Annotated in this window: 11 protein-coding genes, 2 tRNA genes and 1 pseudogene; 6 read left to right on the forward strand and 8 right to left on the reverse strand. The window is 61.2% G+C overall.

All coding sequences use genetic code 11. The features are described from left to right. From Q3981_RS07990 to mvk, 6 genes and pseudogenes are all read right to left on the reverse strand, one after another. Positions 1-395 (reverse strand): annotated as a pseudogene (locus tag Q3981_RS07990) (hydroxymethylglutaryl-CoA synthase); the annotation flags it as partial. After that, positions 392-1501 carry a hydroxymethylglutaryl-CoA reductase gene (locus tag Q3981_RS07995; RefSeq protein ID WP_303125082.1) on the reverse strand — a complete coding sequence of 370 codons (1110 nt, stop codon included), beginning with the start codon at positions 1499-1501 and terminating at the stop codon, positions 392-394. The gene Q3981_RS07995 and the pseudogene Q3981_RS07990, both read right to left, overlap by 4 nt. A gap of 132 nt (positions 1502-1633) precedes the next feature. After that, positions 1634-2917 (reverse strand): alpha-hydroxy-acid oxidizing protein, encoded by a 1284-nt coding sequence (locus tag Q3981_RS08000; protein ID WP_303125087.1) that lies wholly within the window; start codon positions 2915-2917, stop codon positions 1634-1636. Next, positions 2914-4128, reverse strand: coding sequence for a phosphomevalonate kinase (locus Q3981_RS08005; RefSeq protein WP_303125089.1), 1215 nt, complete (start codon positions 4126-4128; stop codon positions 2914-2916). The genes Q3981_RS08000 and Q3981_RS08005 overlap by 4 nt, the downstream gene beginning before the upstream one ends. A gap of 5 nt (positions 4129-4133) precedes the next feature. Next, positions 4134-5240 (reverse strand): diphosphomevalonate decarboxylase, encoded by a 1107-nt coding sequence (mvaD, locus tag Q3981_RS08010; RefSeq protein WP_303125091.1) that lies wholly within the window; start codon positions 5238-5240, stop codon positions 4134-4136. A 17-nt stretch (positions 5241-5257) separates the two neighbouring features. Then, positions 5258-6331, reverse strand: a complete 1074-nt coding sequence (mvk, locus tag Q3981_RS08015; RefSeq protein WP_012730714.1) for a mevalonate kinase — start codon at positions 6329-6331, stop codon at positions 5258-5260. Positions 6332-6690: 359 nt separating this feature from the next. Here mvk and Q3981_RS08020 point away from each other — a divergent pair, with 359 nt between their 5' ends. Next, complete coding sequence (locus tag Q3981_RS08020; RefSeq protein WP_303125094.1) at positions 6691-7044, forward strand: hypothetical protein; 354 nt, start codon at positions 6691-6693, stop codon at positions 7042-7044. Between the two features lie 105 nt (positions 7045-7149). Further along, positions 7150-7518: a hypothetical protein gene (locus Q3981_RS08025; RefSeq protein WP_303125096.1), complete on the forward strand. Its 369-nt coding sequence runs from the start codon at positions 7150-7152 to the stop codon at positions 7516-7518. Positions 7519-7575: 57 nt separating this feature from the next. Here Q3981_RS08025 and Q3981_RS08030 read toward each other — a convergent pair whose 3' ends face one another. Continuing rightward, the gene (locus Q3981_RS08030) at positions 7576-7911 is read right to left on the reverse strand and encodes a hypothetical protein (RefSeq protein ID WP_303125098.1); all 336 of its coding nucleotides are present in this window, start codon (positions 7909-7911) and stop codon (positions 7576-7578) included. Beyond that, positions 7908-8126 carry a CopG family transcriptional regulator gene (locus Q3981_RS08035; RefSeq protein ID WP_296138675.1) on the reverse strand — a complete coding sequence of 73 codons (219 nt, stop codon included), beginning with the start codon at positions 8124-8126 and terminating at the stop codon, positions 7908-7910. Before Q3981_RS08035 ends, Q3981_RS08030 begins: the two co-directional genes overlap by 4 nt. Before the next feature lie 179 nt (positions 8127-8305). Here Q3981_RS08035 and gyrA point away from each other — a divergent pair, with 179 nt between their 5' ends. The 4 genes from gyrA to Q3981_RS08055 all read left to right on the forward strand — a co-directional run bounded on the left by gyrA (position 8306) and on the right by Q3981_RS08055 (position 11759). After that, positions 8306-10906 carry a DNA gyrase subunit A gene (gene gyrA, locus Q3981_RS08040; protein ID WP_303125101.1) on the forward strand — a complete coding sequence of 867 codons (2601 nt, stop codon included), beginning with the start codon at positions 8306-8308 and terminating at the stop codon, positions 10904-10906. Continuing rightward, positions 10906-11403, forward strand: a complete 498-nt coding sequence (locus tag Q3981_RS08045; protein WP_303125103.1) for a DUF3566 domain-containing protein — start codon at positions 10906-10908, stop codon at positions 11401-11403. The genes gyrA and Q3981_RS08045 overlap by 1 nt, the downstream gene beginning before the upstream one ends. A 165-nt stretch (positions 11404-11568) precedes the next feature. Beyond that, a tRNA-Ile gene (locus Q3981_RS08050) sits at positions 11569-11645 on the forward strand. Positions 11646-11686: 41 nt separating this feature from the next. Further along, positions 11687-11759, forward strand: a tRNA-Ala gene (locus Q3981_RS08055). Positions 11760-11763 lie beyond the last annotated feature (4 nt).

An 11763-nucleotide genomic window follows, 5' to 3' on the forward strand; every position in this document is an offset into this window, starting at 1 on the left:
CCCAGCGCGACCTGCAGCGCGCCGACCCCGGAGTAGCACGCCTGTTTCATTTCGATGGTCCGCACCTGGGAGGGCAGGCCGAGGAGCCCGTGAACGTACACCCCGGCGGATTTTGACTGGTCAACGCCGGATTCGGTGGCGAAGAGGAGGGTGCGGATTCCGTCGGTTCCGTTCCGGTCGATGATCCGCTTGGCGGCGGTGGCTGCCATCGTGACGACGTCTTCGTCGGCAGCGGGCTGGCTCATGACTTCTTGGCCGATGCCTTTGTGGAACTTGCCCACGTCGATCCCGTGTTTGTCGGCTAGGGTTTCGAGGGCGAAGCTGTGGTGTCCCGTGGCGAAGGTGATGTCATGGATGCCAATGGGGTTCACAGCTGTGTTCACGGGTGTGTTCACTCGCCTTTCCTTTCAATTTTCACGTGGGCGGCCATCAGTTCGCCCGGATTCGTTTGTGCGGCCAGCAGTGATAGTTCGCCGCAGAAAACAGATGCCGCACACAGTACTGCAAGTCGGCGTGCGTTATCCCCCGCTGGGCGGTCTTCACGGCATCCGAGGCGTCGCAAGTTTTCTTCGACAACCTCCAAGCCCTGGCCTTTGCCGTTCCCTACTGTACCCACAATGAGGTTGGGGAGGTTGCATGAGAAGTAGAGGTCTCCGTCACGCACTTCGGCATGTGTGATGCCCTGCGATCCTTCAACAATGTTGGCCGCGTCCTGCCCTGTTGCCAGGTAAAAGCCCAGGAGCATATTGGCATAGTGCGCGTTCGCGGTGCGCAACCCGCCAGCCAAAGTGGTCCCAACCAGGTTCTTCCGGACGTTGAGGTCCGCGATCTGTTCCGGCGTCGTTTTGAGTCGTTCTTCGACGACGTTGCGCGGGATGAGCATTTCAGTGACGACGTTCTTACCGCGCCCGAGGATGCCGTTGACTGCGGTGGCTTTCTTGTCGGAGCAATAGTTGCCGGAGATGGATCCGTAGCGCAGTTCTGGGTACTGCTGGAGGATCCACGGCATGAGGTTGTCGGAGGCGAGGGTGACCATGTTGTGGCCGGAGGCATCGCCGGTGGTGAATTCGAATCGCACAAAGAGGAGGTTTCCGGCGTATTGGACGTGCAGGTCAATGAGCTTGGCAAAACGAGATGCCTGAGCGACGACGGCCTGCAGCTCATCGCGACGCCGGTCGAGCTCGGTGGCCACACGAAGAGCGACTCCGGCGTTGGGAGCCTCGAAGTACACGGATCGTGTCATTCGCTCGTCGACGAGTGTGGCGCGGATTCCGCCTTCGACGTAGCGCGATACTTTTGCACCGCGGCCGACGGATGGCCAGAGTGGCGTTTCGTAGGTCGCCATGGGGATGGAGATAGCTTCGTAGCTGGCGCCGGATTCCTGGTTTTGTGTGCCGTCCTCGGCGTTCCATTCCGCGGTCTCTCCCGACACGACGTTGCCTGAGATGTGGACGGGGCCGATCCATGACATGGGGATAGGCGCATATAAATTGTCGCTCATTACGTTTCCTTTTCCTATGTTTCTTGTGTGGTTTTTATTCGGGCGCTTTATCTGAGCCCTTATTCGTGAATTGTTTTTAAATTGTTGTCCGCGAGGGAGCATGGCTAAAACATGCGTGCCAATCACTATTTTTTATCGACGACGGTTGGCGACGGCGGTGAGATCAATCCCACGCGCGCGAGCCGACTCCGCCAGGGGCCCGGTGATGAGGGCATCGGTGTTGTGCAGGTCGCTCGTGCTGGTTGCACCGACCATTTCGTAGAGCGCCTGGAGGTGCTCCGCCCACCGGTTGATTTGGCTGGTCAGGGCGTCGACGGCGGCGTCGATTCCTTGGGCGCGTTCCTGTGGCGAGCGGGTGGCGTCCCCGACGCCGGTGCTCAACGCGGTGTGAAGGAATGTTCCGGCGACGCCCACGGCGTCTGCGCCGAGGGCGAGGCCTCGTAAGACGTCGTAGGGTTGTCGAACTCCGCCTGAAGCGAAGAGCGTGGGCAACGTGTCGGGGTCCGCGGTGGTCGCGTCGAGAAGAGAGAATGCGGCAGATTGTCCGAACCCGGTGAAGTAGGAGAAATCGCGGTCGGATCGTCGGTCGTTTTCGATTCGCGCGAAGTTGGTTCCTCCGCGGCCGGAGACGTCGGCGATGGATACGCCCAGGTCGTGGAGCTGCTGAAGTGTGTTCCGGGTCATGCCGAAGCCGACTTCTTTAACGATGACCGGCGTGTGGGTGGCCTCGAGCGCGGTAACGATGGCTTCGATGTTGCGTGGCCAGGAGGCGTACCCGCGCGAGCCCTCCGGCATGACGGTTTCTTGCACAGCGTTGACGTGGATTTGGAGGGCGTCGGCCTGGAGGGCCTCGACGACTCGGGCAGCATCGTCGGGTGTGGCGTCGGCGCTGAGGTTTGCCCACACGGTGCCGTGGGGGTTGCGGTCGCGGAGGATGCGGAATGTGGGGAGGGTGTCAGGTTCGCGCAGGTAGATGGACATGGAGCCGGTAGCGACGGCGATTCCGGTGCGTGCCGCGGTTTCGGCGAGCACGCGGTTGACTCCTGCGGTGAGTTCGGATCCGCCGGTCATGCCGTTGATGTAGAACGGCAGTCCCCAATGCAGCGGCTGTGCTGTGTGTGCGCCGGTGCTCGCGTTTGTAACAGCGTTCGCGTTTGCTCCGCTACGATCCGTCTGGATGGTGGTGGAAATATCGGCTTGACCTGGGTCTATTCCGGCCAGCGAGTGATGGAGGATGCGGACGTCGTCCCACGCGCAATAGGTCGAGTCACTCCCGGCAGGGCGGGGTGATGATGTGGAGGAAGCGTTGTCGGGAGCTTGGGATGTGGCGTCGGTGGGCTGTGGAGGTTCGCCGTGAGCCTCGCGTTGTTGCCTGGCGGCTAGGGCCAGGTGGTCGTCTTTCCGGCTGCCACTCATTTCCCATCTCCTTCCGTTGGTGTGTCATCTGGGGCGGTGTCCGCTCCCGTGGGCGAAACATGCAAGTTCAGAGGGCGGATTCCTGCCGCCGTCCATTGCTCGTGGAGTGCGTGTGCGTCGACGCCCGGCGCGGCGAGTGCGATTCCGCAGTCGCCCCCGCCTGCTCCTGACGATTTCGCCCACCACCCCTCGTCGAGCGCAGTGGTGATCAAGGTCCGCAGCGCTGGAGTTTCGATGGCCACCCCCCGTTGCGTTGCGATCTCGCCTAACACCTGCCGGGCTTGTGCGACGGCGTTCCCAGTTGCCGACGTTGCCCTGTCGCCTGAATTGACGTCGCCCGAATCAGCATCACGCCCACCGTTGTCGCTGGTCAGCGCTTCAACAAGATTATCGACGGCTTCGTCGCTTCGCTGGAGAAGGTCGTCGGGAAGCGCGGTTTTCTTGACGACGTGCCCAACGAGCTCGGTGGTATCGGCGGGAGTCCCTGTCCAGCCGACGCTGAGTTGGATTCCCGGCGCGGCAGGCGTGATGCGGCGGAGTGATAAGCCTGGCCACTCCCCTGTCAGCAGGTCGCTGATCGTTGTCGTGCGGGAACCAGCACCCCAGGCGCGGTCTTCCAGCCATGTTCGGTCCGGCGAGTGGTATTCGACCCATCCGCCGAGTGCGCTGGCGGCAACGTCGCCACCTGATGTTTTCGTCGTAACCCGCACTGTTGCGATGGCCGCGAGTCGGTAGATCTGTTCGGGCGTGGGCTGTAGCCCATGGTGGCGGGCCACGGCAGCGACGGTCGCGACGGTGACCGCGGCTGACGATCCGAGCCCGAATTTCGCGCCGCTGGTGGCATCGTCAAGGTGGCTCGAGATGTCGATATCGTATCCGCTGGTGGGAAGGTGTTTTTCTGCTCGCCAGCGTTCGACGGTGAGGACTGCGGCCGCAACGTATTTGTGAAATCCGGTCTCGTCGGTGTGGAACCGAGCGGACGCCGTCGGGTCAGCGCTCGCTTCCCACCGGACCGGTGCTTCGTCGGGTTTGGTGGGGTCGCTCGCGTCGGATCGTAGTGTTCCGGCATCGGTGCCGGTGGGCGTGAGCGTGACGTGCACATACCTGTCGACGGCGATGAGTAGCGCGGCGTGTCCGGGGTGGACGACGGCGTATTCTCCGGCGATGTACAGTTTTCCGGGTGCCGAGGCGTGGACGGAGGTCTGTGTCACGGCTGTTACTCCTGACGGTTCGCTGCGTCGTGAGCCTGTGCGGAGTGCCCTTCGTGTTCGCTGTTCTGCTCATCGGCGCTGGTCTCGCCGACCGGCGTCAGATGAGCGCCCAACCCAGCGCGAGCAGGAATGAGCTCGAGGTCGGGGAACCGTTCGCGGAGGGCTGCATGGGTTGCGTCGAGGTCCTTAGCCTGGCAGAGCGCAACGACGTTGGGCCCAGCGTCCGCGGTGCCGTACACCTCTAGCCCGTCGGTCCGCAGCTGCGCGATGGCGTCGAAAATGGCGACGGACGTTGGCGCTAGGTAGCGGACGGGTGGCCGGTTGCCGTTAATCGCCGCGTGCATGCGGAGTGCGTTGGATTCGGTTATTTCGCCGACGCGCGTGTAGTCGCCCGCTGTCAGCGCTTGTTGCATGTCGACGAGGTCGCGCTGGGTGCTGCTCACCCACCCGTCGAAGAAGGGCGATGTCCGAATGGTGTCGGCCATGGCGACGCGGGAGGACACGGCTTTTTGCGCGCCCGAGACGACGCAGATGACCATGGCAAGGTCGGGGCCGGGAACGCTTTCCGCGTACGAGGTAAGGTCGGCGTTCTCGTCGTCACCGTCGCCTGGGTGCCAGATGACGAGGTTACCCAGGATGGATCGTGTAGCGGACCCGGAGCCTCGGCGGGCTAGCCGCGAGAGTGATCGCGGGTCGCCGGGGAGTCCGTAGGCTTCCGATGCAGCGGTGGCGAGGGCGGCGAATCCTGATGCAGACGATGCTAGCCCTGCGCCGGTGGGTACGGAGTTGATGGAGTTAACCCGCGCGTACGTGTGCGCAAGTTCGGGGTTCTGTTCCGCGCTGCGCTTGCGCACCAAGTCAAGAAACGCACTGACCCTGTGCGTCGGAGTGCCAGGTGCTGGCTCACCATTGAGCGTGAAAATGTCGCTGGTCAGACTCGGATCTGGGTTGACGACGGTATCCGTCGGATAGATATCAAGTGTCAGCGACAAACTCCCAGTCGCGGGTAGAACTAAGTCAGCATTGCGCTTACCCCAGTACTTGACCAGCGCGATGTTGGGGTGGGCAGTGGCTCGCGCGGTGTGAGGCGTGATCGGTCCGATATCGCCCATGCTGGGGTGTGTGGCGGTCACCGTTGAAACTCCGAGGGGTGCATGAGCCATGTGCGACGTGCGCCCGCGGCGCGGAGTGCGTCGGACAGCGCGATCGCGTGGTTTTCGTCTTTGGATAGCGCGATGATGCAGCCGCCACGGCCGCCACCGGTAAGCTTCGCGCCGAGCGCCCCCGCATTCCGCGCAGCCGAGATAAGGTTTTCAAGCTCAGGACTGGATACGCCGAGGTCAGCGAGGTGTTCATGGACGGCATTCATTCGCTCACCCAGGGAGGCCCGGTCGTCGAGAGCGAGATCGATGCGCGCTTCGACGGTGTGGTGGCGGATGGCGTCGACATTTCTGGTGAAACGCTTCTTGTGGGTGCGCCGCAGTTCGTCGACACCCCGAACGGCCGAGAGCGTATCGCCTGGTTGTCCGGTATCGGCGACGACGAGCGGCGACCCGAGACTGACGGTGATGGGTTCGCTGCGTCCGCCCTGGAAGAGCACGGGGTGGGTGTTCAGCACTGTGTGGGCGTCGAGGCCGCTGGCGCTGCCGTGAGCGACGCGCTCCCCGATCTGCACAAGTTCATAACGACTGTGGTAATCAACGTCTTTACCGCTGAAATCGATGATGGAATCCACCATCGCTGCCGACGCCGCTGCGCTGGAGCCGAGCCCGCGTGCCGGCGGGACGTTGCCTCGGCACGAAATGTGCATTCCCGACTGCGGGTATTCAAGCAGGTCCAGGCACGCTTTAATCGTGGCGCCGACTGGGGACAGGAACGTCGGGGCGTCGGCAAGAGGACCGTCGTAATTGTTGGCGGTCAGCCACAACTCCCCATCACACGGCTCAGCCGTGGCACGCAGGGTCAAGCACTGCATCGGGAACGCGATGGCCGGCTCCCCGAAGACAACGGCGTGCTCGCCAAACAGAATGATCTTGGCGTGAGCGCGGCCAAACCCCCTGGCCTCGTCCGCCAAGGCGGAGTAATGAGGCCCTTCCGCAGGTTGTTTATACCGTTGACCCTCATTCAAACGTGCATAATCGGGAGCCTCGCTGCGACGCGAGGAAGTAATAACGTCTGCGTCGGAATGTCTCAGTGGCTGCACCAGTGCTCCTATACGGAATGAATCAAACCCTGCCGTCGCTCCACCTTAACTACAGCACCCGACAAACCTCCTCAGATCCCGTCGGGCAATCCCATTGGGCATGGACCCCATCGGGCGTGGCTCGGCCGAGTGTGGCCAACGGCAAACGCTGCTACTCTACCACGACTCAGGGTAGTCCTCGTTTCTTATCGACGACGACGCTCCAGCTGGCCCAGGGCTTTTCTTGGTGGATTCAGGGGGCTAATCGAGCCCGGAGTAACGGGTTTGTCGTGTATATTTTAAACCTAACCGAAGTGTTTTTCAGTGTTTTCAAGGGCGGAACACTCGGCGACGAAGAATAAATCTGGAAGGTCGCGACCATGTCCAAACTTCTCTTCAAGTTCCCCTTAATCGAAGCAATCGTTACTGTTATCTCTTTTGTTTTCTTAGCGAGCTCCCCCGGAGCAGCTGCATTCGTGTTCGCAGCATTTGCGCCCGCGATGATTTACCACTTCGTGCTCATGCTCTTTAAAGTCCAGCATCTCTCAGTGTGGATCGCATTAGCTGGCGCCGTCACTATTGCAGGCATTATCGACTTCATTGTGGGTCCGATGGGATTTTTAGACGTCTATATCCTGCCGGCCGGAATTGGGCTGTTTATTGCGTGCGCGCTGTACGCCGTCTGGCTGAAAATTGGCCGCGATGCGGGAAGCCAGCGCATCAGCATCGCATAGTCGCAGCGTCCACGCGCAATTGTGCGGTCAGGGCGATCCGAGCACTTGCGCTGAGCGCGCACCTTCACAACTCCTGTTAATAACTACGACAGCTAAGGTCTACGAATGTCACCTAATGACGCCAGCAATTCCTCTAAACCAACTTCCCCCGCATCTGTTGAAATTCTCGCCGGGGTGTTCTCCACATTATTGCTAGCGGTAGTGTCATTTCTCTCCCTCAAAGGGCAGATATCTTCAGTCGCTTTTGTGGTGCTCTCTATTGTCCTGCTAGCAGCGTGGGTAACCTTCCACGCCAACGCAGCAAAAGGTAGAGCTAAGGTAGGCACCTTGGATGGGCTGCTAGTCATGATTCCCGTCATCATCGCGATATTTGATCTAACCAGTAAGTCGCATTTAGGGAATGGCGCTGCAGCAATATTCTCGGCTATCGCAACGGTCTGCTACGTGGCGTATTTCATTCGCTCGTGGAAATAAACGGCCACGAGTCGCAAGGCCGCAGCTCACAAAGCCAGCAGCAAGTACACCATCCCATCAGCGTCGCATCGTCATAATGTCAACCACTAGCTCAGCTAGTTTTCCGTTGGCCTTATTCAATGGTTTTAGCCGCGTAATCGCCTCTTCCACGGCGTGGAGCATCTCCGCTTCACTTCGGTGGGTCGGTATTCCACCGATACGCCCTTGCCCGGCCGCAGCGATCGCCGCACACGCCCACGGGCGCACGAGGTACACGCCGGACCCGGCCACAGCGCGAAATTCGTCGATAATAATAAGGAGTTGTTCGGCGGTTAGTGGGCGAGAACCAAAACCGGCCCGAGCATTTAGTTCATCATCCACCCCATGCGGTCCATCCACTCCCGGCGCGGTCATCGTCGAACCTTCTTAGCCCGGACCTTCTTAACGAGTTCCGCATATTCGGGAACTCGAGACCTGGCCAGCTCCCGCACTTCTTCATTGTCCACCGTCCGCGCCGCCGTCGACACGATCGCGCGCACGGCAGCTTCGTGCTTCGAAGTACCCGTCATCTCTGCCAGCAGCGTCAGGGCGCGGTCTTGGTCGTCCGTGAGCCGTAGGGTCATTGCCATACTCACTATTCAACCATTAGGCCGCCGTCAAGTGATACCACCGCGATACCATCAGCTAACGGGCCTTCCCGATAAAACCGCTCAGAAAACCCACAGAAGCGCCCCGTCGAAAAGATCCGCAACGCATACACGGCCGACGCACAGCTCCCATGTCCGCCCTGTGAGGTAAGGTAGAGCGCATGAGTGATGACAGCGGAAATACCGGGGGCAATGACCTTTTCGATCGCGTCAGCCCGATCGACATCCAAGAAGAAATGCAATCGAGCTACATCGATTACGCCATGAGCGTCATCGTTGGACGTGCTCTCCCCGAGGTTCGCGACGGCATGAAACCCGTCCACCGCCGCATCATCTACGCGATGTACGACAACGGCTATCGCCCCGAGCGCAGCTACGTCAAGTCCGCCCGACCCGTCGCGGACACGATGGGCCACTTCCACCCCCACGGCGATAGCGCCATTTATGACACCTTGGTCCGCATGGCTCAGCCGTGGTCCATGCGCTACCCGCTGGTTGATGGCCAGGGTAACTTCGGCTCCCGCGGCAACGACGGTCCCGCCGCCATGCGTTATACAGAGTGCCGCCTCACACCGCTGGCCATGGAGATGGTTCGCGATATCCGCGAAAATACCGTCGACTTCGAGCCCAACTATGACGGCAAAACACTCGAGCCGACGATTCTCCCGTCGCGTGTTCCCAACCTGCTGATGAACGGTTCCGGCGGTATTGCCGTCGGTATGGCGACGAATATTCCGCCGCACAACCTCACCGAGCTGGCCCAGGCGATTTTCTGGTGCCTCGACCATTACGACGCGGACGAGGCCACCACCCTCGAGGCCGTCATGGAACGCGTGAAGGGCCCCGACTTCCCCACGGCCGGGCTCATCGTCGGTGATAAAGGTATTAAGGACGCGTACACCACCGGCCGCGGCTCCATCAAAATGCGCGGCGTGACCTCCATTGAGGAGGAACGCGGGCGCACCATCATCGTCATTACCGAGCTTCCTTACCAGGTCAACCCCGATAACCTTGTCTCCAGCATTGCTGAGCAAGTGCGCGACGGGAAGATCGCGGGCATCTCCAAGATCGACGACGAATCCTCCGACCGCGTCGGCATGCGCATCGTCGTCACACTGAAACGCGACGCCGTGCCGCGCGTTGTGCTCAACAACCTCTACAAGCACTCCCAACTGCAGACCAGCTTCGGCGCGAACATGCTGTCCATTGTCGACGGCGTCCCCCGCACCCTCCGCCTGGACCAGCTGCTGCGGCTGTACGTCGATCACCAAATCGACGTCATCGTTCGACGCACCCAGCACCGCCTGGATGAGGCCGAAAAGCGCGCCCACATCCTGCGCGGATTGGTCAAAGCGCTGGATATGCTCGACGAAGTCATCGCGCTGATTCGCGCATCCCAGACCCCGGAGATCGCACGAACCGGACTGATGGACCTCCTGGATATCGACGAGCTCCAGGCCGACGCCATTCTGCGGATGCGGCTGCGCCAACTCGCGGCCCTGGAGCGGCAGAAGATTATCGACGAGTTGAAGGAACTCGAACTCACCATCGCCGACCTCAAGGATATCCTGGCCCGGCCGGAGCGCCAGCGGCAGATTGTGCGCGACGAGCTCGAGGAGATCGTCAACAACTACGGTGACGACCGTCGCACGCAGATCATCGCGGCCACCGGCGATGTCACCGAAGAGGACCTCATCGCGCGCGAAAACGTCGTCGCCACCATCACCTCGACCGGGTACGCCAAGCGCACCAAGGTGGATCTCTACCGCAACCAGAAGCGTGGCGGGAAGGGTGTCCGCGGGGCTGAGCTCAAGCAGGACGACGTCGTCCGGCACTTCTTTGTGACCTCGACGCACGACTGGATTTTGTTCTTCACCAACTTCGGGCGCGTGTATCGCCTCAAGGCCTACGAGTTGCCCGAGGCGTCCCGGACCGCGCGCGGGCAGCACGTCGCCAACCTTCTGGAGTTCCAGCCTGGCGAACACATCGCCCAGGTCATCCAGCTGCAGACCTACGAAGATGCGCCCTACCTGGTCCTGGCCACTAAGCAAGGCCGCGTGAAGAAGTCGAAGCTGACCGATTATGACTCGGCGCGGTCCGGTGGATTAATCGCCATCAACCTCAACGAGGGCGACTCACTGATCGGCGCACAGCTCTGCTCCGCCGACGACGACCTCCTGCTTGTCTCCGAAGAGGGTCAGGCTATGCGCTTTACTGCCGACGACGACACGCTGCGCCCGATGGGCCGCGCCACTGCCGGCGTCAAGGGCATGCGTTTCCGTGGCGAGGATGCGCTGCTGGCGCTGACCGTCGTCCGTGAGGATTCCTACCTCATGGTCGCCACTGCCGGCGGCTATGCCAAGCGCACGAAGATGGAGGAATACCCGACGAAGGGACGCGGCGGGCTCGGCGTGGCCACGTTCAAGTACAACAAGAAGCGCGGCAAGCTGATCGGCGCACTCGTCGTCGACCAAGATGACGAAATCTTCTGCATCACTACCGACGGTTCCGTCGTCCGGTCCAACGTGAAGGACATCCGGCCCAGCTCGCGGCAGACGATGGGCGTGCGGCTGGTCCACCTGGACAAGGGCTCTGAGCTGCTCGCCATCGACCGCAACGTCGAGGACGAAGGCGAGGAACACGCGGCGAAGACTGCGGAGAAGGGGAACGCCCCTACCGATCCGGCCGAACCGGACCCGAACGACCCCAATGCTGACGGTTCCGACGGTGACGGCTCCTCCGACGCTAAGGATGGGAAGTAATGACGGGGCCGGGACCACACGGGCTGACGCCCGAGGGAAACCAGGCTAACCAGGCTGATCAGGATCTGGGCACGCGGCGCTGGACAGGCAACTTAGCCGACGACCCGGCTGGTCCGGCGTCCAGTTCCCCTAGCTCCCCCAGCGCGCACGGCGCGCCTCAGGGTGAGCGCGTTGTGGAGGTGACCCACATTGATCTCCACCGAGCTGCCCGGATCTCAGGGGCGGTCAGCGCGATCATCGCCCTCGTCTGGATACTCGCTGCCCTTCTCATGTTCGGCCTCCTGGCGGGGATGGGGGCATGGGGAAACATGAACGACGCCCTTAACGACGTAGCAGATACCTCGGTTCCGACGAGCATGGTGATTATTGCGATCATCGCGCTCGCTGTCTTCGAAGCCATCATCGGCACCCTGTTGGGCGTTGTTGCCGCAGCTATTTACAACGGGTTGGCTCGAATGAGCGCTGTTGGTGGAGTGAAAATGGTGGTGCGGGACTAACGATCCCGGCCCCTGCGATCGGGGCCTGTGTGATTTGGGGCCTGTGTGCACATCACTCGGGCCACCACATCAACCGAGCGGGCAGACTTTTATTCGATCTATTTACACTGTGACCTGCAGATTTGGTAAACCCCGTTTTCGTGGGTAAAGTTCTGCACGGTTCATGGGCCTATAGCTCAGGCGGTTAGAGCACTTCGCTGATAACGAAGGGGTCGGAGGTTCAAGTCCTCCTAGGCCCACCACGAAAACCACTTCGGTGGGGTTCGGGTGGTGAAAACCACAGGGGGCGTTAGCTCAATTGGTAGAGCACTTGCTTTGCAAGCAAGAGGTCACGAGTTCGATTCTCGTACGCTCCACAGG

It is taken from the genome of Corynebacterium sp. (genome assembly GCF_030530965.1).
Taxonomy (GTDB): Bacteria; Actinomycetota; Actinomycetes; order Mycobacteriales; family Mycobacteriaceae; genus Corynebacterium.

What these genes read in the sequence shown, in the direction of transcription:
- Q3981_RS08035 (WP_296138675.1), bottom strand. Translation starts at nt 8,126, where the DNA reads ATGGCAATGACCCTACGGCTCACGGACGACCAAGACCGCGCCCTGACG.
- gyrA (WP_303125101.1), top strand. Translation starts at nt 8,306, where the DNA reads ATGAGTGATGACAGCGGAAATACCGGGGGCAATGACCTTTTCGATCGC.
- Q3981_RS08025 (WP_303125096.1), top strand. Translation starts at nt 7,150, where the DNA reads ATGTCACCTAATGACGCCAGCAATTCCTCTAAACCAACTTCCCCCGCA.
- Q3981_RS08045 (WP_303125103.1), top strand. Translation starts at nt 10,906, where the DNA reads ATGACGGGGCCGGGACCACACGGGCTGACGCCCGAGGGAAACCAGGCT.
- Q3981_RS08030 (WP_303125098.1), bottom strand. Translation starts at nt 7,911, where the DNA reads ATGACCGCGCCGGGAGTGGATGGACCGCATGGGGTGGATGATGAACTA.
- Q3981_RS08000 (WP_303125087.1), bottom strand. Translation starts at nt 2,917, where the DNA reads ATGAGTGGCAGCCGGAAAGACGACCACCTGGCCCTAGCCGCCAGGCAA.
- Q3981_RS08020 (WP_303125094.1), top strand. Translation starts at nt 6,691, where the DNA reads ATGTCCAAACTTCTCTTCAAGTTCCCCTTAATCGAAGCAATCGTTACT.
- Q3981_RS07995 (WP_303125082.1), bottom strand. Translation starts at nt 1,501, where the DNA reads ATGAGCGACAATTTATATGCGCCTATCCCCATGTCATGGATCGGCCCC.
- mvaD (WP_303125091.1), bottom strand. Translation starts at nt 5,240, where the DNA reads ATGGGCGATATCGGACCGATCACGCCTCACACCGCGCGAGCCACTGCC.